The sequence below is a fragment of the Arthrobacter sp. K5 genome (genome assembly GCF_040448525.1).
Lineage (GTDB): Bacteria > Actinomycetota > Actinomycetes > Actinomycetales > Micrococcaceae > Arthrobacter > Arthrobacter globiformis.
Genome location: NZ_CP159279.1, coordinates 3111245 through 3134624 on the forward strand (window position 1 = coordinate 3111245; position 23380 = coordinate 3134624).

Genomic DNA, 23380 nt, shown 5'->3' on the forward strand with positions numbered 1-23380 from the left:
TATCTATCGTGTTGGGCAGATTCAGGAAGCCCTAGTCGGGATCCATGACGAAGCCAGCGGAAGGGCAGACCCCACCCTGTTTGCGGCTTTCGTTCCGGGACTATGAGAGATGACCGGATCAAGGAACCCTGCCCTGAGACGCGAAAAATCGAGGAGTGAGCGCTACCGTCATCGTCGAGGAATCCTGGGCCGAGGATCCGCGGCCCGGAATCTTCTACGCAGTTCGGCCTTACAACACGAGCTGTTGTCCCCTCGGAGGGCCTTGCCCCCCGTTTGCACCGCCATAGATTTCTGCATTCTGACCGCCGCTGATGCTCATGACTGATGCTGGCGTCCTGTTTGTGCCTGGATGCCGTTAAGGAGCCAGTAACCGCCTGCCACCATCAACGCGAAGCCGGCGGCGCCGATGATTGTGAGCTTAGTGATGATCCCGGCAATGAGTGCTGCCAAGCCGGCTAACGCGGCTAGGATGCCGCAGATCATACGGGACGTGGGCCTGCTGTGAGTGAAGCCGGACTGCAGTTTCCGGGCCAGTTCCGGATGCGCCGCTGCCAGTTCCTTTTCGAGTTGTTCGAGGCGCCTGCGTTCTTCATCAGACAGCGCCATCGGTACCTTCGTGCGCGGGAAAGTGCAGTGGGGGATGAGCGTTCGGGACGTCCCAAAGCTGCCTCGATGGCGAACGCACCCTGTCTCCTGCAGATGTTCGACGGATGTTGTACCAAATTTTACCGGTTTTCAGACCGGTGATGGGCTCGTTGGTGGGGTAGTAGTGGTGACACCGTCTGTGACCTACCGCGGGGCCAGGGCTCTCCCTACGCTGGCCGCGTTGGGTCTCGGAGGTAGGCTTCCGCCGGGAAGCTACGGTGCCGAGTTCGCGACTGTGGCGTCCAGGATGGGTACCTTGGTTGTCAGGCTCGGATAGGTCCCACCTGAAGTAACCCTGATGTTCAGGGGAACCGGATTTGCCGCCGGCACTGCTCAGTACGGTCCACTCGTGGCAGCGTGAAGGAGTTCTTCTCCACAGCCTGCGCTCCTCTCCGGCCCCCGCTGAGGTCGCATGCATGTCATTCGAGGCGGACTTGTAGATCCGCCCCTGCCGCACGGTCAGACGGTCCTCGTCCGAGGCGGCGATCAGCACGGTGCGCAGCTGCGTGGGGCCGACCACGGCAAACTGCCGTGATCGTGCAGACAGTTGTCGGGCTCAGCGGTGGAACAGGGAAACCACGAGGCTGACTACAACCGAAACGACGATCATGGAGACCCAGGGGAAGTAAACGCGCACGTTCTCCCGATCGATTCGGACATCCCCTGGCAGGTGGCCGAACCAGGACAGCCAGCCATTCCAGGCCAGTACACCCACCAGGACCACCAGGAGCCCGACACCAACAAACAGCGGACCGAAGTCCCGGCCCATCACACGCCCCCTTTACACTCCCGTGGCCCGCCCGCACAACGGCTTGAGGGGCGGCCCTTGGCAACACCCCATCTTCAGAGATATTGACCCGGCGGAGCATCTGCGCCGGCGGGACTTGCGCCGGCGCAGGGGTCTTTTAGACCTGCGATCCCGTGCTGAAGGGCATTGTTGCTGAGTATGGATCCCGGGATGATGACGGCGTTCGCCGGGAACACTCTGCCAGCAATGCCCGGGCTCAGGTACCGTGTCAGTGCCTGCTGTTGGGCGATGGTGGCCTGGATGTTGTGAACAAGTCCTTCCAGCCACCCTGCCAGCTGGGCGTGGCCGACCCGCACTTCTTCGCCTGACGCCTGTGAGCCACCGGATACGGGCACCCAGATCCGGCAGAGTTCTTCGGCCAGCTCCGGCGGGAGGCTGTCCTGGAGTTCTTTGACAGAGCGTTCATGGATTTCCGACAGGCGCGCCCTGGCAGCATCATCAAGGGAGGCGCTGCGGACTTCGTCCAAAAGCTGAAGGAGCATCCTTCCGATACGGATTACCTTCACCGGCTCCTCCACCAGATTAGCCATGGCTGCCTCACCTGCTCTGCTGTCACAAATGTCATTGGCCAATGCCTGGTTTTCGGGTTCCCGGTTCCGCCTCATGGCATTACCCCTCCACATTGTTTTCTCTCCTGGTCAGAGCCGGCCGCGGGACAGCCGCAGTGCCTCGCTCAAGTGCACGTCGTCAACCAGCACCGCGTAGTGTTCGGCGTCCAGGGCTTGATGCAGCTGAAGTCACGCTGGCCTCTGGTCATCCGGGTGTGCCGCGAGCCGAACAGGGGCACCGCAGAAAGCACCCACTGCCAGACGGATCAGCAACACGACAATCCAAGCCGGTCCTTTGGTCAGCAACTCTAAGATCATCCCGATCAACACGCCCCATTAAGGCCCCGCTCCCGGCACCGTCGAGGGTAGCCTTACCAGTTGCCATGGACTCCGTGACCTGTGCGACGGTGCAGTGCCGGTCCCGACGATGACATGTTCAACGGGAAAGCCCACATCCGAGAGACTGTCCACCACACGCTCGGCATCGGCATAGTCATCGAACTCCCGGAGCACAGCAGAGCTGCGGGGCCCGGCCGGGGAGCCGGTTACAGGTTCGGGTCCCGTCGTCATTGCTGTTCCTCCAATCCAAAGGGCACTGGCTCCAGCACAAGCAAACTCCCCGTTCCCCTCCCGGACGGCAGGGAACCGGGCGATACATCAAGATAAACGGGCTTACTATTCCCTTGCAAGGACCCTCATTTCGGGGAACGCGCCCCTGCAGAAGAGAAGAGTGCGTGCGCGAGCGCAAGACTGTCAAAACAACAGCACCTCTTTTGCTGGGCTGGGGGCACTGACTGAGAACCCAGCGCACAGTGCGCACCAGGATGCTTCCGCAGAAGACGAGAAGGCCCTGGCCGAGGCACACCGATCCCCCCAGACGCGGAGGAACACCGCCGCTTCCTGCAGGACGGAATATGCGCACAGCGGGGGGAGAATGGAATCAAAGACCAGCAGCGCGAGGGTTCCGGTGACGGTCGGGTACCACATCAGGAATGTCCATCAGTCCCATTTCCCGTAGCCGGTAAAAGTGGAAGCCGGGGGCGCAGCGCAGATCCACTGGGCCTCCGCCTCCCGAAGAGGCTACCGCCTGTTTCGGTGACCGTCCCTCCCCATCCTGTTTCCCGGAGCGCCCCGCACGCAAGTTTGGCACGTCAACTATGCCCGGGAATGGTTTCCCTGGCTCCCCGCCCCAGGTCGGGCCCAACGTACCGGGCTTCTGGTCGGTTCCTGCCGTTTTCGGCTCACTGGCAGGATTCTCGGCAGAGTCGCGTTGAATGGCTCCCAGGCAGCAGCATTGAGGCACCAACGGGCGGTTCGACCAAGGCTGCCCCCGCCCCCTTGCCCTCTGCCGGAAGGCCTTAACATCGCGGGACTGCGGCCGTATCTTGGTGGTGCTGGAAATCCGATTCCCGGTCCCCGGGGAGTCTCTTCCCGGGGACCGGGTAGTACAAAGGGGTGGCAAAGATGAACAGCATCATTCGCCGGGCAGGCTCTGACCTCACCGAGCCGTTGCGCCGTTTGCTGGAGGGGGACCCGGGGTCTTGGCTGCGGGTGGAGGAATACCGCGAGGACGGGACCTTGGTGGTCAAGGCGGAGGTACCGGGCATCAATCCTGAGAAGGACGTCGACATCACCTTGGTCGGGAACGAACTGCAGATCGATGTCCGCCACGAAGAGAAGAACGAGCACAAGGACAAGCGCGGATACCGTTCGGAATTCCGGTACGGCACCTTTTCGCGGACCGTAACGGTTCCCGGGCCCGTGGACGAGAAAGACATCCGGGCTTCCTATAACGACGGAGTCCTTGAAGTGCGGATACCCATTCCCGAGGGTGCCGAGGCGGCGTCGCGGAAGATACCGATCACCCGCGGGAACGCAACGGGGGCTGCGGGTTCGGGCACGGGCGAAAGGGCCTCGGCCGCGCAAACATAGACTGCCGACACCCGATGAAGCGGCAGGGTAGGGGGTAGTTGCACCCTGCCCTGCCTGCAGAAAGGTCATGAAGGTTGCCGAAGCGCCGGCTCCGGCGGGGCGTGGTTTACGAAGGCTGCCTCCGGTTCCTGCACCGCGGCCGGGACCGGCCTAAAGAACTCTTCCTCAATCAGCCGTTCACAGCCGTCCGGCAGAACGCCCGTTCCTTTTCGCAGTTCCTCTACGGCTGGAGGGCGAGGAACTTGCGGTGATGGCCTCTACTTCCAGGCGGCCAACGAACTCAACCGGGGTGACACTTTCTAATGCAGAGGACAATCTGACGAGAATTCTCGCGACGCTGGCCCTTACCACAGGTGGAGGTGAGCAAATGTCCAACCGTTTGTTCGAGGAGGTTTTCAGGGGCTCGGCCACAGCCCTGATCATCCGCGGAATCGCCGCAGTCCTGTTCGGTATCCTCGTCCTACTCTTGCCCGATGTACCCGTCTTGGCGCTGGTGCTCTTGTTCGGCGTGTACGCTCTCATCGATGGCGTTGCCGGCACCGTTGACTGGTTCCGCCGCAGGCGCCGTTCTCCGTGGGCGCTGGCCGGAAACGCCATCTCGATCATCGCCGGGATCGTGGCCGTGCTTTGGCCCGGGATCACCGCCCTGGCGCTGACTTTCCTGATCGGGTGCTGGGCCGTACTGCTTGGTGTCTCCCAGATTGGATTCGGCTCTCACTTGCGGAGAATGTACCGGCCCTGGTGGCTCTGGTTTATTACCGGAGTCATCACCGCTTTGTTTGGGCTGCACCTGGTGATCTTTCCGGGTCTTGGCATCCTGAGCATCCTTGGTCTGCTCTCGGCCATGGCTATCATTACCGGAATACTGATCATCGTGTCCGGACTTTGGCTGCTCCGTATCGGTAAAACAGGCGGTTCGGGGCGCGGGTTCCTATCGAGCAAGCTCCGGTGATTATTCCCGAGGACGTCCGCGGAGGATTTTGCTCCCTGCCGTAAATACCTGGAAACTGGCATGCACGGTTATTCGTGGGCCGGGAGTAGGCAGCCAGTACGGGAGTTGCAGCGGCACCCTGACAGAGTGGTCGTTAGCTTTGCTTGCGCTTTCGCAGCACGAATATCCCAATCAGGTTTGCCAGAATCAACGCGGTGCTGAGGACGATCACCACAGCGTTCACTGTGGCCCAGAATGGTTGTGGGTTCGAGAAGTGGGCAATGATGCCCATGACTAAAACGAGGACCCCAGCAAATACGCCCCCAAGAGTTGGGAACTGACGCTTTTTGTGGCGTGCTGCCTCTGACCCCGTGGCGTCTGACATGTTCGGAGCATACATCCGCGGCTCACGGATGTCCCGGGGAGGAAGATCGCAATCGCATCGCCGAATGACGAGCGGCCCTGCAGGGATGTTTAAACGGGTGCGTTGCTCGCTACTTGCTGCCTGGATACACGCGTTGCTGCGATGTATTGGGCGTAGGCGGCTGCTGAGTCGGTGGCGTGGCGTTCGATGGTTGTGGGGGAGTAGCCGAGGGTTTCGGCGATGATGGCCACGGGTGCAAGTTTGGTGAGCTCGTGGAGAGTTCCGAGTCGCGCGGCTCGGGTGCTGAATAGCTTGCTGAGGCGTGTTGTGAGGTGCCCTGGGTGGATGTGCCGGCCGGGTGAGGTTCCGCGGAATACCCAGTTGGTGTTGGGGTGCGAGGCGGTTAGGTTGTGGCCGGGGTTTGCGGCGAGTTCCCGCCAGGGCGCATCTAAGGGGCCAGGCAGTGCGATCTGGATCGTTCCCAGCTGGATGGTGACCAGTTCTTCAGTGACGGTCACGTCATCCCAGGTTAGGCGCGCAAGGTTTTCGGCCTGTTGCCCGAAGACGAGGATGAGGATCGCGGCGGCCTGATCTCGTGCTTCAATTTGTCCGCCGGCCTGGAACACGCGGTTGAGTGCTTCATCCTGTCCTGTCTTGTCGAGTTTGGGGCTCGTTCCCCGACGATGCGGGATGATAGCCAGTCCTGCAGGAGCGGCCTTGGTCTTGATGGCCCATTTCAGGAAGTGTTCAGCGATCCGTCTGGTGGTGGGGCCTTCTGCCTGCCAGAGGTCGAGATGAGTCTGGGTCAGCCCGGCAAGGCTGGTGCCGTGGCCGGTGAGCCAGTTGAGCAGGTCGATGGCGACGGTCACTTGCTGCTTGGCGCGCAGGAAGGTGCCGCGGGTGACTTCGTCCATCTGGTTCATCCTGCGTAGGTGATGCCAGCGGATGTAGCGGCGGATGATGTCACGGTCCTCAGGGTTGCTGACCCGGTCTACGGCCTGTGCTGCCCAGTTCTCGTAACGCGTGCGGAGTTCATCGCGGCGGGGCAGCACCCCGTGTTCGGTGAGGAGGCCGCGGACGTATTCGCGGGTCCGCGAGTCGGGCAATCCATCGAAGCTTTCATGCGTGATTTCTGGCGTGACGGCGAGGTTTCGAAGGAAAGCGGTGACGTGCTTTTGCTGGATCCAGGTGATGCCGCTGTTGGCGCGTTTCATCGACTTCAATGCTGCAGCAAGCGGAATCAATTCGGGCGCCATGACTCCCCGCGACGGGTCCGTGAGCAGGTCATCAACAACGGTGGCCAACACACAGCTCCAGCAGCGGCCGCCGCTGTGAAGTTCGTCTTCTGCTCCGCAGCTCTCGCAGTCGACGTTGAGTCGGATGCCTGAGCATCGACGGCAGGCAGGTTGGTCATCGATAATTCCGGGCAGGACGCCTTCGTGGCCGCAGGCGCAGGTGCCACGAGTGCGTTTGGCTTGCTGGTAGCAGTAGCCGCAGACTCCGCCGTCGGGCCAGCGCGCGACGGTTTGGTGGTGCTGGCCGCAGCGGCCGCAGGGGACCGGCCAGCGGATGGGGTCCTCTGCTTTGCGTGGCCTACTCACCCGTCTTCGGGAGCAACGAGTCGGACGCGTCGAGCGACCGGGTTGCCTGGTTGGATGCCGAGGTCTTCGCTGCGCTTGAGGGCGTTGGCTGTCGCCGCTGCGCGCATTTCCACGAAAGGTTCGAACAAGTCGTTTGGTGTGCAGTCCAGGATGTCGCAGAGCGCGGCGAATGTCCTGGCCGGAATGCGCTCCGGCGTGGAGGTGACCAGCCTGTAAACCTGGCTTTCGGAGAGGTTGATGCCACGGGATTTCAGGAGCGGCATCAATTCGGTGGTCTTCCAGAGGTTCTGTTTTGCCATCAAGGCTCGCAGGTTCCAGCGGTAGCCAATCCGGCGCTGTTCAGGCATCTGGGTCCTCCAAGTTCGCGATGCGACGTGCAATCATCTGCTGCACGGTTTTCTGCTTGAAGTCCGACGATACCGATGTGTAGAGCCCGGTGGTCGAGGCGTAGGAGTGGCCAACCTGAGTCTGCACGAAGGCCGCGTCGTAACCGGCTTCGATCAGGTGGGTCACGTAGGAATGCCTGAGGCAATGCAGGCCCAGCTCTTGGGGCAGGCCGACGGCATCCCGCGCAGCGGCGAACGCATCCCCGAACGAGCCCAGGGACATCCGGGCGCCACGCTCACTCGGCCAAAGCGCCGAGGACCGTTCTGCGGTCGGGAACTGCTGCCGCAATCCACCGGATGTCCATGTCTTGAGCTGGTCCACGACCCCGTCGAACTCCGGCACGGTCAACACGGTGCGCCGTCTGGGTCCTGAGCCCGCGGTGCCCTTGGCAAACCGAACCTGGACTGCCCCGAACCGGCCGTAGTCGCTGACGTGAGGGTTCGGGCCGAAGTCCTCCAGGTCCAGCATGGTCATTTCACGCCGGCGAAGCCCGTAGGCATAACAGACCTTGAACGCCACCGAGTCGCGGAACAGGGGCAGCCAGCGCTTACTGCCGGCGGCGTATTCCCGGTCGACGAGGTCATCGATGTAGTCGAATAACCGCTGCAGTTCCGCCTTGGTGAACGAGCGCTTCTTCGCCGGGACGGCATCATTGGTGGTGTGCCGTGGCATGTTCCACTCGAAGCAGATCTGGCTCGGAATATCACCGAAAGTCCGTTCGCAGAACTCGCCCCACCCATAGCCCGGATGGGTCAGGTAGGAGCAGAACATCGCCACAGCGTTGCTGTATGAGCGCAAGGTCTTCAGGCTGATCGGCTTCTCGCCAGAACGCAGATCGTCCAGGAAGTCTTCGATGTCGGCCGGACCCCATTGCCACGGAAACTCACCCGTGAACCTCTGGAACCGTTCCAGCAGCTGGCAGCGCTGTTTGATGGTCTGTGTCGTCAGCCCACGGGCCAGCATCTGCGCGCGCCAGCCGTCCAGCATGGCCGTAAAAGCACGCTCATCGGCCCTGAACAGCCCGATGTCCGGGTCCACCAGCATCCGCGGAACGAAACCCGGAACGGCACCACTCACTGCAACCCCTAAACCATGGAAACATGCATTAGATGCAGGAAACCTATAGCTTCTGCGCTCAACGCCGCAAATCTGGGTAGCATCGCTTGGATTCGCCCACAAAACAAAACCGCATCTGACCTGGGAAAACATCCAATACGTCCAGGGCCGGGAGTTCTCGCAGCTACTTCTACTCCCGTTGTTTAAGAGCCGATAACCGGGATTCTGTCAACCTGTCGGATTGCAATAGGACCTTGACAGCCGCAGTGACATGAAGTGCAATGACCTAACCAGTCGCAGGCCCATTGCCCGTATTCATGGGGGATGCCATGACATTTCAAGAGGCAGCCACAACAGCAATCACCGGCGCAGTCATCGGTGCACTGATAGGCGCTACCTTGACCTTCTGGCTACAAAGGGCTCGCCCGCAGGCCATTTTGTACTCTCAGAGCTTTCGGCCGGATTACCCGGATCCCGAAGGGTCCGTCCAACCCAACCCGGAACTGATGAATTATGTGCAGAAGTGGTACGAGTGGAGCGCCTTGAGTCGCATCCCACCCGTCCCCACGGAGACGGAATACGTACGAGCACTTATGGAAACACGTGATCAAGTAAAGAGGTCGATCACAAGTTATGAACACCTAGGCCTCTGCCTCAAGGATTTCCAAAACCACGTAGACGGTGGCAGGCTAGAGAATGCACGGGTCATATTCGCGGACATTGACGAAGGGGTGTTTCATGCCCTGGCGGGGCATCTCATTTATGGCGGTGGCCAGCTCACCACAATTCTGGAGCTTGGAAAACCCTCTCTCCAGCCTGATGAGGGCATCCAGATCTTCAAGGGGGAGAAGCCAAATCCACGCCTAACCGTTGTCCGTACCACTCCTGGCCCCAGAAGCATCAGCTTTTCCATATCAAAATCGTGGGCCCCAAACCACTGGGACAACCTCGAAGTTCTAGCTGTGGGTCTTTGCCGACTCCTTTGGAGTGACAACAAAACTGGTTTATCCAAGATGGCTACATACGCAGGTTCGCTTGTATCCGAGCAGAGGGACGTCTGCTCCAAACTTGAACTTGCCATAACTTCAGCCCTCATTCCATTTGAGAAAATTGTGGTGGAAGGGATCATCACTAACTCCGGTGCACGGGCGCTTTCAGCTTTGCCGCGGTGCAAGCTTTTCATCCAACTGAAGGGACACCCTGTTGTAACGGAGAAAAGGGAAGCAGGCCAGATTGAGAATGACGTTGACGTCTGGCTTCGCTTTACTGGAACGTGGCAAGAACAGCCGGTGGCCGGTGCCGAGGCAATCGCACCTGGATCGTCTTTTACTTTCCTTGCAGTGTCGGAATCGAAGATCGCTGATTTACCTAACAGCGATGCGCTTCGAAAAGCGTTCGACGGTGCCAACGTAAAATCTTATCTTGCCCTCGCGCTAGTGGGACTTAGGAAGGATGTTTCCATTATCTACTCACGACCCAGCGTGTTTCGTGACATAGAAAACCGGCAAGACATTCCACCCAAAAAAGGCTGAAGGTTAGCTGATCAAGATCGGTACATGGTCTCCCTCGCTAGCTTGCTCAGTGAGGGGTGTTGAAACGTGAGTGGCTACTCGAGGTTGCAGGGCCAAAGCGTGGGCTCCTCGATTGCCGATAACGGATATTCCGTCAACCTGTGCGCTGGGCTTCTCTTTGGTCAACCTGTGCGCTGGGCTTCTCTTTGCTGGCGGTCTGGATTTTTGCGTGGTCAGAGGAAGCCGTGGAGGGCGCGTTCGATGGCGTCGGCACCATCTTGGAGCGCCTGTGGCATGAGGTGGCCGTAAGTGTCTTCTGTAGTTCGGGTCGAGGCGTGGCCAAGCCGTCGGGAGATGATGAATATGGGCACTTTTCCGTCCTGGATAAGCCAAGAGGCGTGTGTGTGCCGCAGGTCGTGGATGCGTGGGGACTTGGTTAGTCCTCGCGATTGGGCGGCGCGGACGGCGGGTCGCCAGTAGTGTTCCCAGAATGGCTTTTCGGCGATGCGGTTGCCGGCGGGTGTGGTGAACAGGAGGTCGGTTCCTGTCCGGCTGGCCACTATCGGGATGAGGAGTTCGACCAGTGTGGGGTTCAGGCCGATGATGCGCTTGCCGGCCCCTGTCTTTGTCGCTCCCAGGTAGTACTGGGAGTGGCCGTCGCGTTTCCATGCCTTGTTGATGCGAGCCGCTGATGGCTGGGACATCAAATCGATATCGGCCACTGTCAGGGCTGTGGCTTCCCCGAACCGGGTTCCTGTCATCACCAGGAAGCTGATGAAGGGTTTGTATTGGTCATCCATGCCGTTCAGGACGAGGAAGAATTCGGCGTGGGTGAGGAACCTCGTGCTGTCCTCGACGTGCTCGATGGTGGGTAGCCGGACACCGCGGCAGGGGTTGCGTGAGATGTATCCGAGCATCTCCGCGGTAGTCATGGCTGCTGACAGCAGGCCGTGCACGTTATGAATGGTTTTCGGGGCAACCCCTTTTCGGAGCAGCGATTGGACCCAGCGCATGATGTCCCGGTAACCCAAGGCGTCCACTGCGATGGCGCCGATCGTGCCTCGGATATGTAGCTCCAGCATCCGCTGATACGTTCGGATGCTCCCGGGCGAAGGGCGGACAAGAAGGTCGATGTGCTCCTGAACCACCTCACCAACTGTTGATGCGACCGACTTCTGCCGCCTGATGATCCGGAACGCCTCGGCCAGCGATTGTTTGCTGGCGTTGAGCGCCCGCATCAGCTCGGACGCCTCATCCTCAGACCGGAAGGTCAGTCCATGCTGGTGCCGCGTCTCCGGGTCCCGCCACCGGACCATGCACGACATTGTCCCGTCCACGCGGGGCCGACTGGTGATGCTGGCCACCACAACAGGCTATGCCCGACCCGTCCGCCTCTCAATGACCCTATCCATGAGTCGGTACCAAGTTGGTACCATTGGGTTATGGCTATGAATCTTCGTCTCCCGGCGGATCTGGATCGCAGGCTGGACGAGCTTGCCGCGGAAGAACACACGTCAAAGTCGGCGCTACTATTGCAGGGCGCCGAGCTGCTGTTGCAGCGGCGTGCACGGGGCCGCGAGATCCGTGAAGGTATGGACTTTGTGCTGGGCCACGACGCGGAGCTTCTGAAGCGCCTCGAAGACGCATGACGGCGTACCTCGACATCGAGGACGCTTTGCAGGTGATCGACCGTTATGGGTTCCACATCCGTGATGTCGGCCTGCTCGCTTCGGCGCTGGCTAGGCCGGCGACAACGGTGATGGGGGGCGAAGCCTATCCAGGGCTCGCACTGAAGGCTGCGGTTGTCCTCGAATCCGTCACACGTTTTCATCCGCTCATCGACGGCAACAAACGCACTGGCTGGACGCTCATGGTGCTGACCTTGTGGATCAACGGGTATCGCCATGACTTCAGCGCCGACGAGGCATTTGACCTCGTCCTCGGCGTCGCCGCTGGCAGTATCGAATTGCAGGACTGCGCCATCGTCATCTCCGAACACCTGGTCCCGCGGCAGGACAACCGAGGCCAGGCTGCGGCGCCGGGACACTGACCGAAGCTGTCTGGGAACCGGCAAGGGTTTTCGGACGTCTACGACAGTGTGGCCTGCCGCAGGTACTGGTATACCGTCTCCCGACTGATGCCATACTCGCCGGCAAGAACAGATTTCGGGATGCCGCTAGCCGCCCGCCGGACCAGCTCCGCTGCCCGTTCCGGGGTGAGGATCTTCTTTCGCCCCTTGTAAGCGCCTCGCTGCTTGGCCAAGGCGATGCCTTCGCGCTGGCGTTCCCTGATAAGGGCGCGTTCGAATTCAGCGAAGGCGCCCATGACCGACAGCATGAGGTTTGCCATGGGGGAGTCCTCGCCCGTGAAGAGCAGATGCTCCTTGACGAACTCCACACGCACGCCTTTCCGGGTCAGCCGTTGCACAAGGGCGCGCAAGTCATCGAGGTTCCGTGCTAATCGGTCCATGCTGTGCACCACGACGGTGTCCCCGTCCCGGGCGAAGGCCAGCAGTTCTGCCAATTGCGGCCGCGCCGTGTCCCTGCCGGAGGCCCTGTCCGTGAAGACCCGATCCAGCACCAGCCCGTCGAGCTGGCGTTTCTCATTCTGGTCCAGCGTGCTCACCCGCACGTACCCAATCCGTTGACCCGCCACCGCCGCCTCCAACCCTCTTACACACGTGGGATTGAGTTCTAGGGCCTTCCCAGACAAACGTCAAGAGACGAAGGGTTTACGTGTCAGGCTGGGGCGTGCTTCAGCCGGACAACTGAAGATAGAAGTGCCAGCGCGTGGTCCAGCCGTCATTTCTGCATCGTTTAGTTACTCAACGGCTCCCGCTCCTTGCTTCCAGTCGGACCATCCGGCATAGCTGCCGTCGAGTTCGGCAATGTCGTACCCGGCGCGGCGAAGGGCGCTGGCGGTGACAGAGTTCCGGACACCGGACTGGCAGTAGGTCAATATGGTGCCTTCGGCGGGCAGTTCGTCGAGGTGCCACATGGCGCGGCCGCCGCTGAGCTGGTGGGATCCTGGGATGTGCCCGGCGGTGTGCTCGGTGCGGTTGCGGACATCCAGCACCATGGCGGCATCGAAACCGGCCAGGTCGGCTGGCTGGATCAGCTTGGGAGTGAAAGTGGGAAGACCGTCGGTGCCAGTGACGTAGCCGGCGACGTTATCGATGCCGACGCGGACGAGGTGGGCCCACATTTCCTGAGCGGCCTCCTGATCAGCAGCCAGGAGCACCAGGGGGTTCGTGTCGGTTTCGGGGTTGACGACCCAGGCGCCATAGCTGGCAACGGACTTGCCGGCGGGAACGTTCAGGGAGCGGACCACCGTGCCCTTGTGAACGTCGGTGTGGTTGCGGGTGTCGATGAAGGTGAGATTGTCCTCGGCGAGGTCCTTGGCGACGTTGGAGGGGTCCAGTTCCCTCAGCGGGGCGCGTTCGCCCAGAATGGCCGGGCCTTCACGGTTTTCGCGCTTCATCCGGCCGAAGTAGGCGTGGGCGTCGGGCTGGCCGTCGAGGAGTTCGGCGATGAAGCCCTGCTCGTCCTTGGCGGCGAGGTAGGGGCCCCACCAGGCGTAGAGGCGTTCGTAGCCGACGGTGGAGGAGGGGATGGCGCCGAGGGCCTTGCCGCAGGCGCTGCCGGCGCCGTGGGCGGGGTGGATCTGGACGTAGTCAGGCAGGGCCAGGAACTTGTTCCGCAGGCTGGCGAAGAGCTGCTTGGCGCCCTCGATGCGGGTGTCGATGCCACCGGCTGCCTCATCCAGCAGGTCTGGGCGGCCCAGGTCGCCGGAGAAGACGAAGTCGCCGGAGAGCAGGTAGCCGGGCTGGTAGCTGAATGCGCCGTCGGTGACCAGGAAGGACAGGTGTTCCGGGGTGTGGCCGGGGGTGTGCAGGGCCTGGATGCTGATGTTGCCCAAGGTGATCGTATCGCCGTCGTAGAGCCGCTCGCCGTCGAATTCGTACTGCCAGTCCGGCCCGCCCTCGCCGGAGACGTAGGTCTTGGCGCCGGTCGCGGCGGCCAGTTCGCGGGTGCCGGAGAGGTAGTCGGCGTGGATGTGGGTTTCGGTGACAGCGACGATCTTCATGCCGTTCTTTGCGGCGAGGTCGCGGTAGACGGCAATGTCGCGGCGGGCGTCGACCACTAACGCTTCGCCCTTGGCCTGGCAGCCGATCAGGTAGCTGGCTTGGGCGAGGTCTTCGTCGTAAATGCGCTCGATGAGCATTGGGGTTCTCCTCTTTGAAGGTTGGTGTGTGCGGTCTAGTCCTGCTGAGTTGCGCCATGGACGTGGAGCTTCTCCATGTCCAGGCTTCTTACGCTCTGGATGACTTCCTCCAGCCCGGTGGCATTAAGGGCACCGGGCTGGGAGAACACCAGGGTTTTATCCCGGAAGGCCATCAGGGTGGGGATGGAGGTGATGCCGGCCGCTGCGGCGAGGGTTTGCTCTGCTTCGGTGTCGACTTTGGCGAAGGTGATGTCCGGGTGCCTGTCAGAGGCGGCACCGTAGGTGGGGGCGAATGTTCGGCAGGGGCCGCACCAGGCTGCCCAGAAGTCTATGAAGACTATGTCGTTGCTCTCCAAGGTTTCAGCGAGGCTTTGTCCGATGATGTCGATGGTTGCCATGTTTTCGTTGGGTTCCTTCCAGGGGTTCGGTGATGCTGGGGTGGCTGTGCTGTCTGATCAGAGCCGGGTTTACCTGGCTGTTGGCCGTGTGGTTTAGCTGACGGGTTCGTCGGCGTCGCGCCAGGCGCTCATGCCGCCTTGGACTGAGTAGGCCTGATCGCCCTGACCGGCGAGGAGCCGGGCGGCGATGGCTGAGCGGACTCCGGACTCACATTTTGCGATCACGGGCCGGGTTTTCTGGATCCGGCAGTGCCGGTTTGGAGCCGGTCCAGTGGGATGTGCTTGGCCTGTGATGCGTGGCCGGAGTGCCATTCCCGGGTGGAGCGGACATCGATCAGGGCAGCGCCTGAGGCCAGAAGTTCCTTCGCCCCACTTACCGAGATGGATTTTCAGGGCTTCTTGAAGGCTTTCTTCGGGGAACTGATGAGGCCCATGGTGTTCTCCTTTTAGCGGTGCTAGTAGGTTCAGGCTGTCGAGTGCAGATTGCCGTGCCAGCTGTTGCGCAGCGGACAGGAGCTGACGAAGAACCAACAGATGCCGGCTGTGGCTGCTGCCAGGACCGCAGTGCCGACAGCGATGAACCAGCGCAGGTCGGCCGGAGCCTGCTGGAGCAGGACGAAGGTTCCCATCGCCAGGACAAACCATCCAAAGGCCTTCCTTAGGGCGGCTTCCGGGATGCGTCCTGCAAGCTGGGAGCCAACCAGGGTGCCGGTGATGGCGGCGGCGGTCACCCCGAGAGTGATACCCCAGTCGAGCTGGACGGTCGTGAGGTATCCGGCGAGCCCTGCAGAGGACTTCATGGAGATGATCACCAGGGAGGTTCCCACCGCGACGGACATCGGCAGGCCCCCCAAGAGTGCCAGGGCCGGGACAACCAGGAATCCGCCGCCCGCTCCGACGAGACCGGTCACGAGCCCGACGGAGGCGCCGTCCAGCAGCACCCGGCCGAGCGGTAGTTCATGCTTGACCGCCACTGCGCCGTCGTCCGTTTTCTTCCGCCCGCGGAGCATGGCCACGGAGGTGGCCACCATCATGATGGCGAAGGCGATGAGCAGGATCTGGCCCGGGATGTGCCCGCCGAGCAGGCCGCCGATGAAAGCGCCGGCCATGCCTGCTGCGCCGAAGATCAGGCCCGTCCGCCACATGACGCGGCCGCCGCGGGCGTGGCTGAGCATGCTCACCGCGGAGGTGATGCCGACGACGAACAGTGATGCCGCGATGGCTTCCTTGGCCTCGAACCCGGCCACGTAGACCAGGGTCGGCACAGTCAGGATCGAGCCGCCGCCGCCCAGGACACCGAGCGAGAGTCCGATGACCACCGACAGTGCCAGAACAAGGATCAGCGTGGCGGTCACGGCGCCTTGGTTCCTGCCTTCGCTCCGGTGTTTGCCCCGCCGCTGACCGGCAGGGCCAAGATCATGCTTTCGCGGGTGGGTTCCTTCGCGACCCTGTTCCACGGCATTGCCGAGATCGCCTTGCCCATGGCGCAGGTGTTGGTGGCCGCGGAGAAGGTCAGTCCGGTGCCAATGATGCCTGCCAGCGTCCGGATCTTGGGCGAGACGAACTTGCCTCCGGCCAGGCCCAGAACCACCAGGGATCCGGCGGCGAGGCGGACCTGGCGCTCTATATCCCAGCGGTTCTTGCCTTTCACGACGTCGCCTCCGGCAGCGGCGAAAGCAGGCACCCCGCCGGTGAGAACGTACGCGGTCTCGATGCCGGCCCTGGCCAGGCGCTGGCGCGCCTGCTCGGCGCGCGCTCCTGACTGGCAGGCCAGGACCACCCGGCCGCCCAGGCGTGCCGCAAGGTCATTCGTGTGCTCAGACAGCAGCGGCAGCGGCACGTTGTAGGAGCCACGGATATGCATGCTTTCAAACTCCGCAGCGGAGCGGACATCGATGACGACGAGGTCTTGATGCTCCAGGATCCAGCTCCGCAAAGTCTCCGGAGCGAGGGTGGTAACAGCGGCTGCGGGCGTGGAAGGGGAAGTCATGGGGGCCTCTCGGGATGGGCTACTGGATACCCCACCGAGTATTACTGATACCCCGGGGGGTAGTCAAACACCCCGGGGGGTATACCATGGAAGGGTAAATGACTTCATTGGAGAGCACATGCAACTGGATTCCACTGAACTGACGCCGGTGGTCAACCGCCTTAAGCGTGCCCAGGGTCAGCTCGCCGCTGTTACCCGCATGCTGGAGGAAGGGCGCGACTGCAAAGACATCGTCACGCAGCTGGCAGCTGTTTCGAAAGCTCTGGACAGGGCGGGCTTCGCTATCATTGCCAGCGGTTTGGAGCAGTGCATCGTGCGCGAGGACACCAGTCTGGACAGGAAAGAGTTGGAAAAGCTCTTCCTCTCCCTTGCCTGACGCGAGCGCCTGACTGCCAGAGTCGGTTGAGGAGGGGCAGGGCAGCGGCCCCATCGTCCCGCGACACCTTTGTGCAGCTTGTAGTAGCGGTTTCCCTGCACGCCGACGCGGCTGGCGACAGCATTGAGGCCGGCGGTTTCATCGGCGGACGAGCACGGCGGTGGCCACGTCTGATTCTCTGCGAGACGTTCACGGCGGGTGCCGGGCATCGGCACAATCCATGCGTGGCAGGGCTGCGGCCGGGCGGAGGTGGCGATGCCTTGCCGATATCAGCGTCGAGTACGACTCCAAGCTTGACCGGGGCAGCACCTCAGGGACGTTCGAGACTGTCCTGCACTCGATCGCCCGGGCCCGGCAACTGGATGATGCCGGGCAAGCCCTCTCTTCGGTCATTGCCCGCGCAGGGAACGCCCCGGCGGCCAAACTCCACCAGCTGGCAGGCAGGGCGAGGGCAGCCCGGCCCGGCCAGCGGGCGTTCGACGCGGTCCGCTCCGTGCGACAGATTTATGGTTCGCACACATGCAAGGCGGCAGTGGTGCTCCACCCGATGCGGCGCCAGGCAGCGGGCCGACCGCGCCTACGCCCGCAAACAGGAAACGGTTCGTGCAGGCTGAGCGGCCGCGCTCCACACAAACCCAACGCCGCAGCGTACCGGACACCGCTGCGGATCCTCGGCTGGGAGCGGCAGCAGCGTCACTATGAAAAGCGACGGCGAGCGTTGACGGCCACAGTTCCGCCTTCGTTATCGAAGCTGTCATCCAAGCACTGTTTTTCTGACTAACTCTTAGCCCTGGAGCGGACATATTGAAGCTCAAAGTGTCGGCTTGCATGGATGGGCAACGGGCTGGGGACTCAGGTGAATCAGCGTGCGGGTCCCTGCCTGAGCCGTGCGTCGAAGTGGCGTCTGTATTCCGTCGGATTGGTCGAAAAGGCTGTTGCGAAGCTTTGTCGGAGGGTCACCGCGCTGCCGAAGCCGCAGTCAGCTGCAACCTGCTCAACGGACAGGTCGGTGGTTTCCAGCAGTCGCCGGGCAGCGTCGAGCCGTTGGGTTCGGATCCAGGCCGACGGCGTTGTTCCTGTTGAAGCACGGAAGGCGCGGATGAAGGTTCGACGACTCATGTGCGCTTGGGTGGCGAGGCGATCGATACTGAGGGGCTCACCCAGACGGCCCAACGCCCATTCGAGCAGGCGCGCGATCGGGTCCTCTGAGGAGCGCGGGGGAACGGGGTGTTCGATGTACTGGGCCTGTCCGCCTTCCCGATGCGGGGCGATGACGAGACTGCGTGCCACCTTATTCGCCGCGTCCGCCCCGAGACGGGCCCGCACAAGATGCAGGCAGGCATCCAGCGCCGATGCCGTCCCGGCCGAGGTCAGCACGTCACCATGATCGATGTAGAGCACGGTTTTATCGAGGGAAACATCAGGGTGCCGGGAAGCGAGGGAATCGAAGGCTTGCCAGTGCGTGACTGCCCGGCGCCCGGAAAGCAGTCCAGCATCGGCGACGGGGATAGCGCCAAGACAGAGCCCCAGGATAGCCGCGCCCCGCTGGTGTGCCATTTGAAGCACCAGGCGCAGTGATTCACTAGGAGCGCGCCCGTCATCGAACCAGGAGGGCACCACGACGACATCCGCTTCCTCCGCGGCCTTGGGTCCCTGCACCTCTCCCAGCAGATAGCCCTCTGTCGTTCGAACCTGGCCCGCCTGGTCGGAGAAAAGAACGGTCTTCCATTCGGCGAGGCCCTGGCGCGTGACCTCGTCAAACACCATCTGCGGAACAGCAAGGTGAAACATCGTCGCGTCGTCGAAGGCGTACACCGCGATGCGCATCCTGCCCCCTCCTTCATAGTTTGGCCTGAATCAATCGTACACAGGCATACGTGCCACTGGTGGACGATAGCTGCAGCGCGAAAGATGGAAGGGTTGCCAGCAGGCGGCCAGTGAACCACTATCCGGGAGAACATCATGAACACCCCTCGTCGCGCCCTTATCCTCATCGACGTCCAGCAGCAGTACTTCAATGGACCTCTGGAGATCCAGTACCCGCCGCACCAGGAGTCCCTGCCGATGATCGCGCGGGCTATTGACGCTGCGGCCGCCGCAGGCATCCCCATTGTGGCCGTACAGCACAGCGCAGGCGAGGGCGCTCCGGTCTTCGCACCCGGCACACCGGATTTCGAGCTTCACCCCGAGATCGAACGCCGCAGGACCGATGCATGGAAGGGTGTCATCAAGCAGTACGGCTCCGTCTACGCAGACACTGACCTCGCCGGTTGGCTGCGCCAGCATGACATCGATACCGTCACCCTCGTCGGCTACATGACCAACAACTGCGTCCTCGCCTCAGCCGTGGAAGCCGAATTCCTCGGCTTCAATACCGAAGTCCTCTCGGATGCCACCGGGGCGATCAACCTCGCCAACGACGCAGGTTTCGCCGAGGCCAAAACTGTGCACACCACCCTGCTCACACTGTTGAACTCAAACTGGGCCGCCGTCAGCACCACCGACGCCTGGACCGATGCCCTTGAAACCCGGCAGGCCCTGACAAAGAGCGATCTTGGAAGCTCGGCAATAGCCGGGGCCGCACGCCTGGCACGGGCGTAACCGGCTTTCCCGGCTCCTCCATCGGGGGAGCCGAGAACCCGGCTACGCCGGCCACCGAAGCCACCATCCTGCAGCCTCTTAACGGCATGGTGCTGTTGCCGTGGCAGCGCTAAGGCGCAGCAAGCGCTCCCAGCCTGCCTACCCCACGACCTTCCAAGGACTAAATGTATGAAGTGGATACTTCTGGCCGGCGCGATCACCAGCGAAGTGGCCGCGTCCCTCTCCCTGAAAGCTGCCCTGAATGATCCGGCTTTCTTCATCATCGTGGTGGCCGGATACATCGCCTCTTTCGCCTTCCTTGCAGGAGTCCTCCGGGCAGGTCTGGCCTTGGGGGTTGCCTACGGTATCTGGGCCGCTCTCGGCGTGATTCTCACCGTGCTGCTGGCAGCAGCCATCTTCGGCGAACCACTGACGCCACTGATGCTCATGGGGGTAACCCTGGTCATCGGCGGCGTGCTCTGCGTCGAACTCTGTTCCCACAAACAACCCCAAAAGGAGGTTGGCCCATGATGTGGCTGCTACTAACGGCGGCAATCCTCACCGAGCTGAGCGCCACCCTGTGCCTGCGCCTCGCCTCCCAGGGGAAAAGCATCTGGTACATCGCTGTCGGCGCCGGATACCTGCTGGCGTTCACACTCCTCAGCCTGACCCTGGATCAGGGCATGAACCTCGGAGTCGCATATGGCACCTGGGCTGCCGCAGGCGTCGCCCTTACCGCGATCGCCAGCCGCATCCTCTTCAAAGAACACCTGACCCCCGTCATGATCGCCGGTCTTGGCCTCATCATTGCCGGCGTCCTACTCATTGAACTGGGCGCGGCCCACTAGGAGAACCGCAGCCGTTTAGGCCCGACCTTGAGCTCCCATAACCGGTCTTCCGTCAACCTAAGTGGTTTCCGCTGTCAGCTTGGGGTGTGCCTCAGGCCGACATCTGGGTCGGTTGATCATGTGTATAAGTAACGGCCACCCGCTGGAACTTCGGGTGGCGGTTCCGTGAGAGGCACAACGCCTGGGAGCTATGCCGTAGACGGGTTCTGGCCCTTGGTCTTGGATCCCTTCCAGAGATGGTGTGTACGGGGGCTGCCCTCGGCGTGCACCTCACCATCCGAACGCACCACGAGCACAGGGCAGTCAGCGTGGGAAACGCAGGCCGAGCTTACGGACCCAAGATGCATGCCCAGAAAGCCTCCGTGACCACGCCGCCCAACCACCAGCAACGCGGCGCCGGCGCCGGCTTCCACCAGTTGGTCCCGTGCAGGGCCACGGATCAGTTCCTGGCTGAGATTCCTGGGTACGTCCAGCCCGAAGGCCTTGGCGACGGTTTCGGCCAGGATCTTCGCTTCAGCTGCTTCAGCCGCTTCGATCGCTTCGATCACGTCGAAGTCCGGCGGTACGTAGCCAGTCTCATCCGCGTACACCGGCGGGAGTTCCCAGACGGCTATGGCGTGAATCGCGGCTTCCAGTGCAGGCGCTAATCTGGCCGCAAGCCGCAGCGCCTGTACCGAAGATTCAGAGCCGTCGACGCCGACGACCACTTTTCCTTTCGTGTCCATCATCCTTCTCCTTTGAAAGCGGATCTTGAGCTGGTTGGCGATACCCGCCCGCGCGGCCTCACGGAGTTGACCACGGGCGATGGCCTGCCTGCCTTAGGCCGCCGGTTCCTGGCGGTCGCTCCTGACGAGACCTTGAAGGCGAAGTGTTCAAGCGCACACCGATCGTTCGTCTTCCTTATGAAGGGCGGCGGTGGTCATGCGGTAGGAGAGCTTTCCTTCAAGTTGCCGGGGTTCGACCCACACTTCAAAGCCCAGAGCGGCCTCAAAGAGAGCCCTGGGTGCCCACTCGTCAGACGCCAGCCAAATCACAGAAGAGTCGGGCATCGCCCCGTCGACTCTGCCGGATCTGATGACGTTGCCGTCTTTTCGGATCTCAACCGGGGCACCGATGAGCCGGTCCCAGTCGTCATGACGGTACTTGATCATCTCTCGTTCTCTCGAGTAGTAGTCGCGGAAGCGGCGCCGGAGGACATCGGGACGCCATAGGGGATCGGGCTTGGCAACGGCACACCAGCCGGCAGGGGCGGCGGCGTTTCATGTCCGGTGGGACGCGAGGGCTGCGTGAATCAGTGACTGACGGCTGCCGCCTGCATTGTCACCGTTTATCCGTTGGTCGTGGCACTAATGGTGACTTGGCGCAGGCGTCCTCTGCCTGTTCTTAGATACTGCTTGCCAGGTGCTTCACGGCTCCAACGGCAGTTGCCGTCGTGGAGTTTCTGATCTTTGCGCGGAGGTCCTCTTCGAATTTATCGATGTCCGCGAGCCTGCGGAGCACGCTTTCGGCGCGTTGAATGGGTATGACGGCGACGCCGTCGTCGTCGGCGGTGATGAGGTCGCCGGGGTTGACGACCGTGCCGCCGCAGGCGACGGGCACTGAAACGGAACCTGGGCCGTATTTGGCGGGTCCGGCGGGCGATACGCCGCGGGCCCAGACGGGCAGGCCGAGTTCCTTGATGGCTGCCCGGTCCCGTGTCAGTCCGTCAATGACGACGCCTGCGATGCCGGCGGCGAGGCAAATTTCGGCCAAAAGGTCACCGAATACAGCCCTGGTTGTTCCCCCGAGCGCGTTGATGACAAGGATGTCGCCGGGTTCTGCGTCGTCGAGGGCGCGGTGGATGGCGAGGTTGTCGCCTTCTCGGGTGAGTACTGTCAGTGCCGGTCCGACGCACCGGCCGGTGGCCCATTGTGATGCGATGCCCGTGTCCATGAGGTTGAGCCTGTCCATGGCGTCCCCGACATTGGCTGTGGGGTACTGCTTCAGACCCTCCACGAACTCCATGCCGGAGTTGGTTGGACGGTGGCCGACGGTGAGTGAAGTAGTTGCTGCGTCGATAAACATGTTGTCTTTCAGAGGCTCGTAGTGTGTGTATTTGTGCCGCTTCATCACACCTGCGGGTGGTGTGTTGTGTTGCTGCGGGCAGGGGCGGCGGGCGGGGTAGCCGGTACGGGGTTTGTTCCGCTGGTTATGCCGGGGCGGGGGCGGCGATGTTGTTGACTGCGTGGTCTGGCCGCTGTCCGGCGAGGGCCTGCTGGATGGCCTGCGGGGCGCCTGTGCCGGCGGCGAAGAAGGCCTCTTTGCTTTGCCCTGCGACGTGCGGGGTCACGATCAGGTTCGGCACCTCGGCGATCTGGATCTTGGAATAGGCGATGGGGTCTTTCATGTCCATGGACTCTCCTTCAAGGACATCGAGTCCTGCTCCGGCCAGGTGCCCGTTCTGCAGTGCCTGGGCCAGTGCGAGTTCGTCGATGAGTCCTCCGCGGGAGGTGTTGATCAGCACCGCTCCCCTCTTCATCCTGGCCAGGGCGTCCGTACCGATGATCCGCGCGGTTTGGTCGGTCAGCGGCATGTGCAGGCTTAGGACGTCCGAGCCGGCAATAACCTGATCGAGTGTTGCGGGTGCAGCACCGGCAGCCTGGATGATGGAGCCCTGGACGAAGGGGTCATGTACCAGGACGTGCATGCCGAAGCCTTGGGCGATGGTGGCGACCATGCGGGCGATGTTGCCAAAGCCGAGGAGTCCCAAGGTGCGGCTGTGCAGTTCGAAGCCGTTCATGTTGGGTTTGGCTGCTGCCCAGTGCCCGGCGGTGGTTTGGGCTGTTCCGTAGGGGACTTTCCTGGCCAGTGAGAGCAGGAGGGCGAAGACGTGCTCTGCGACGGCGCGGCTGTTGCTGCCCGGAGTTGTGGTCACCCAGACACTTGCGTCGGTGGCCGCCTGGATGTCGACGTTGTCGGTTCCGACACCGTGGCGGGCGATGATGCGCAGCCTTGGGGAAGCTTCAATCTTTTCCCGGTCGAATCGTTCGGCCCGGAGCAGGACGGCGTCGATATCGGTGCGGACGTCTTCGTAGCGGACGGCGTCCGTGCCGTAGCCCAGGTGGACCTGTCCTAGGGTGTTTAGTTCTGCCAGTACGTCGGCGTGGATCTCGTCGGAGACGTAGAAGGTTGGCATGGTGTT

Annotated in this window: 26 protein-coding genes and 1 pseudogene; 9 read left to right on the forward strand and 18 right to left on the reverse strand. The window is 62.2% G+C overall.

The features are described 5' to 3' along the window. Window positions 1–315: 315 nt before the first annotated feature. From ABRP34_RS14085 to ABRP34_RS14095, 3 genes are all read right to left on the reverse strand, one after another. Window positions 316–606: a DUF3040 domain-containing protein gene (locus ABRP34_RS14085; protein ID WP_353710645.1), complete on the reverse strand. Its 291-nt coding sequence runs from the start codon at window positions 604–606 to the stop codon at window positions 316–318. A gap of 595 nt (window positions 607–1201) precedes the next feature. After that, a complete protein-coding gene (locus tag ABRP34_RS14090) occupies window positions 1202–1414 on the reverse strand; it encodes a DUF2905 domain-containing protein (RefSeq protein WP_353710646.1) in 213 nt (70 codons plus the stop codon). A 74-nt stretch (window positions 1415–1488) separates the two neighbouring features. Continuing rightward, window positions 1489–1983, reverse strand: a complete 495-nt coding sequence (locus ABRP34_RS14095) for a proteasome activator (protein ID WP_353710647.1) — start codon at window positions 1981–1983, stop codon at window positions 1489–1491. 1482 nt (window positions 1984–3465) lie between these two features. On the opposite strand from ABRP34_RS14095, the gene ABRP34_RS14100 reads away from it, so the two are divergent. Both ABRP34_RS14100 and ABRP34_RS14105 read left to right on the forward strand, forming a co-directional pair. Beyond that, entirely contained in the window at window positions 3466–3933 is a 468-nt protein-coding gene (locus ABRP34_RS14100) for an Hsp20/alpha crystallin family protein (RefSeq protein ID WP_353710648.1), read from the forward strand. A 289-nt stretch (window positions 3934–4222) separates the two neighbouring features. Next, window positions 4223–4885 (forward strand): DUF308 domain-containing protein, encoded by a 663-nt coding sequence (locus tag ABRP34_RS14105; RefSeq protein WP_353710649.1) that lies wholly within the window; start codon window positions 4223–4225, stop codon window positions 4883–4885. Window positions 4886–5338: 453 nt separating this feature from the next. On the opposite strand, the gene ABRP34_RS14110 is transcribed toward ABRP34_RS14105, so the two are convergent. The 3 genes from ABRP34_RS14110 to ABRP34_RS14120 all read right to left on the reverse strand — a co-directional run bounded on the left by ABRP34_RS14110 (window position 5339) and on the right by ABRP34_RS14120 (window position 8293). Beyond that, window positions 5339–6535: a Fis family transcriptional regulator gene (locus tag ABRP34_RS14110; protein WP_353710650.1), complete on the reverse strand. Its 1197-nt coding sequence runs from the start codon at window positions 6533–6535 to the stop codon at window positions 5339–5341. A 290-nt stretch (window positions 6536–6825) separates the two neighbouring features. Further along, on the reverse strand, window positions 6826–7176 hold the full coding sequence (locus ABRP34_RS14115; protein ID WP_353710651.1) for a helix-turn-helix transcriptional regulator: 351 nt from the start codon (window positions 7174–7176) through the stop codon (window positions 6826–6828). After that, the gene (locus ABRP34_RS14120; RefSeq protein WP_353710652.1) at window positions 7169–8293 is read right to left on the reverse strand and encodes a tyrosine-type recombinase/integrase; all 1125 of its coding nucleotides are present in this window, start codon (window positions 8291–8293) and stop codon (window positions 7169–7171) included. Before ABRP34_RS14120 ends, ABRP34_RS14115 begins: the two co-directional genes overlap by 8 nt. Before the next feature lie 308 nt (window positions 8294–8601). On the opposite strand from ABRP34_RS14120, the gene ABRP34_RS14125 reads away from it, so the two are divergent. Continuing rightward, window positions 8602–9804 carry a hypothetical protein gene (locus ABRP34_RS14125; protein ID WP_353710653.1) on the forward strand — a complete coding sequence of 401 codons (1203 nt, stop codon included), beginning with the start codon at window positions 8602–8604 and terminating at the stop codon, window positions 9802–9804. Window positions 9805–10016: 212 nt separating this feature from the next. On the opposite strand, the gene ABRP34_RS14130 is transcribed toward ABRP34_RS14125, so the two are convergent. After that, on the reverse strand, window positions 10017–11108 hold the full coding sequence (locus ABRP34_RS14130; protein WP_353710654.1) for a tyrosine-type recombinase/integrase: 1092 nt from the start codon (window positions 11106–11108) through the stop codon (window positions 10017–10019). 123 nt (window positions 11109–11231) lie between these two features. Here ABRP34_RS14130 and ABRP34_RS14135 point away from each other — a divergent pair, with 123 nt between their 5' ends. After that, window positions 11232–11432, forward strand: a complete 201-nt coding sequence (locus tag ABRP34_RS14135; RefSeq protein ID WP_353710655.1) for a ribbon-helix-helix protein, CopG family — start codon at window positions 11232–11234, stop codon at window positions 11430–11432. After that, a complete protein-coding gene (locus ABRP34_RS14140; RefSeq protein ID WP_353710656.1) occupies window positions 11429–11833 on the forward strand; it encodes a Fic family protein in 405 nt (134 codons plus the stop codon). The genes ABRP34_RS14135 and ABRP34_RS14140 overlap by 4 nt, the downstream gene beginning before the upstream one ends. A 38-nt stretch (window positions 11834–11871) precedes the next feature. On the opposite strand, the gene ABRP34_RS14145 is transcribed toward ABRP34_RS14140, so the two are convergent. The 6 genes and pseudogenes from ABRP34_RS14145 to ABRP34_RS14170 form a co-directional block, all read right to left on the reverse strand. Next, the gene (locus ABRP34_RS14145) at window positions 11872–12438 is read right to left on the reverse strand and encodes a recombinase family protein (protein ID WP_353710657.1); all 567 of its coding nucleotides are present in this window, start codon (window positions 12436–12438) and stop codon (window positions 11872–11874) included. Window positions 12439–12603: 165 nt separating this feature from the next. Then, entirely contained in the window at window positions 12604–14007 is a 1404-nt protein-coding gene (locus ABRP34_RS14150) for an MBL fold metallo-hydrolase (RefSeq protein WP_353710658.1), read from the reverse strand. A 35-nt stretch (window positions 14008–14042) separates the two neighbouring features. Next, complete coding sequence (locus ABRP34_RS14155; protein ID WP_353710659.1) at window positions 14043–14405, reverse strand: thioredoxin domain-containing protein; 363 nt, start codon at window positions 14403–14405, stop codon at window positions 14043–14045. 93 nt (window positions 14406–14498) lie between these two features. Continuing rightward, a pseudogene (locus tag ABRP34_RS14160) lies at window positions 14499–14788 on the reverse strand (rhodanese-like domain-containing protein). 81 nt (window positions 14789–14869) lie between these two features. After that, window positions 14870–15760 carry a sulfite exporter TauE/SafE family protein gene (locus tag ABRP34_RS14165; protein ID WP_353710660.1) on the reverse strand — a complete coding sequence of 297 codons (891 nt, stop codon included), beginning with the start codon at window positions 15758–15760 and terminating at the stop codon, window positions 14870–14872. Continuing rightward, window positions 15757–16395 carry a rhodanese-like domain-containing protein gene (locus ABRP34_RS14170; RefSeq protein ID WP_353710661.1) on the reverse strand — a complete coding sequence of 213 codons (639 nt, stop codon included), beginning with the start codon at window positions 16393–16395 and terminating at the stop codon, window positions 15757–15759. Before ABRP34_RS14170 ends, ABRP34_RS14165 begins: the two co-directional genes overlap by 4 nt. Before the next feature lie 118 nt (window positions 16396–16513). Here ABRP34_RS14170 and ABRP34_RS14175 point away from each other — a divergent pair, with 118 nt between their 5' ends. After that, complete coding sequence (locus ABRP34_RS14175; protein WP_353710662.1) at window positions 16514–16771, forward strand: metal-sensitive transcriptional regulator; 258 nt, start codon at window positions 16514–16516, stop codon at window positions 16769–16771. 861 nt (window positions 16772–17632) lie between these two features. Here ABRP34_RS14175 and ABRP34_RS14180 read toward each other — a convergent pair. Then, the gene (locus tag ABRP34_RS14180; RefSeq protein ID WP_353710663.1) at window positions 17633–18598 is read right to left on the reverse strand and encodes a helix-turn-helix domain-containing protein; all 966 of its coding nucleotides are present in this window, start codon (window positions 18596–18598) and stop codon (window positions 17633–17635) included. 135 nt (window positions 18599–18733) lie between these two features. Here ABRP34_RS14180 and ABRP34_RS14185 point away from each other — a divergent pair, with 135 nt between their 5' ends. The 3 genes from ABRP34_RS14185 to ABRP34_RS14195 all read left to right on the forward strand — a co-directional run bounded on the left by ABRP34_RS14185 (window position 18734) and on the right by ABRP34_RS14195 (window position 20199). Then, window positions 18734–19372 carry an isochorismatase family protein gene (locus ABRP34_RS14185; RefSeq protein WP_353710664.1) on the forward strand — a complete coding sequence of 213 codons (639 nt, stop codon included), beginning with the start codon at window positions 18734–18736 and terminating at the stop codon, window positions 19370–19372. A 168-nt stretch (window positions 19373–19540) separates the two neighbouring features. Continuing rightward, window positions 19541–19882: an SMR family transporter gene (locus ABRP34_RS14190; RefSeq protein ID WP_353710665.1), complete on the forward strand. Its 342-nt coding sequence runs from the start codon at window positions 19541–19543 to the stop codon at window positions 19880–19882. After that, the gene (locus tag ABRP34_RS14195) at window positions 19879–20199 is read left to right on the forward strand and encodes an SMR family transporter (RefSeq protein WP_353710666.1); all 321 of its coding nucleotides are present in this window, start codon (window positions 19879–19881) and stop codon (window positions 20197–20199) included. The genes ABRP34_RS14190 and ABRP34_RS14195 overlap by 4 nt, the downstream gene beginning before the upstream one ends. 188 nt (window positions 20200–20387) lie before the next feature. Here the strand turns inward: ABRP34_RS14195 and ABRP34_RS14200 are convergent, their stop codons facing one another. The 4 genes from ABRP34_RS14200 to ABRP34_RS14215 all read right to left on the reverse strand — a co-directional run bounded on the left by ABRP34_RS14200 (window position 20388) and on the right by ABRP34_RS14215 (window position 23374). Further along, the gene (locus ABRP34_RS14200) at window positions 20388–20927 is read right to left on the reverse strand and encodes a universal stress protein (protein ID WP_353710667.1); all 540 of its coding nucleotides are present in this window, start codon (window positions 20925–20927) and stop codon (window positions 20388–20390) included. Window positions 20928–21071: 144 nt separating this feature from the next. Beyond that, window positions 21072–21350 carry a hypothetical protein gene (locus ABRP34_RS14205; protein WP_353710668.1) on the reverse strand — a complete coding sequence of 93 codons (279 nt, stop codon included), beginning with the start codon at window positions 21348–21350 and terminating at the stop codon, window positions 21072–21074. A gap of 232 nt (window positions 21351–21582) precedes the next feature. Continuing rightward, entirely contained in the window at window positions 21583–22263 is a 681-nt protein-coding gene (locus ABRP34_RS14210; protein ID WP_353710669.1) for a hypothetical protein, read from the reverse strand. Between the two features lie 124 nt (window positions 22264–22387). Next, window positions 22388–23374, reverse strand: a complete 987-nt coding sequence (locus ABRP34_RS14215; RefSeq protein WP_353710670.1) for a hydroxyacid dehydrogenase — start codon at window positions 23372–23374, stop codon at window positions 22388–22390. Window positions 23375–23380: the final 6 nt, after the last annotated feature.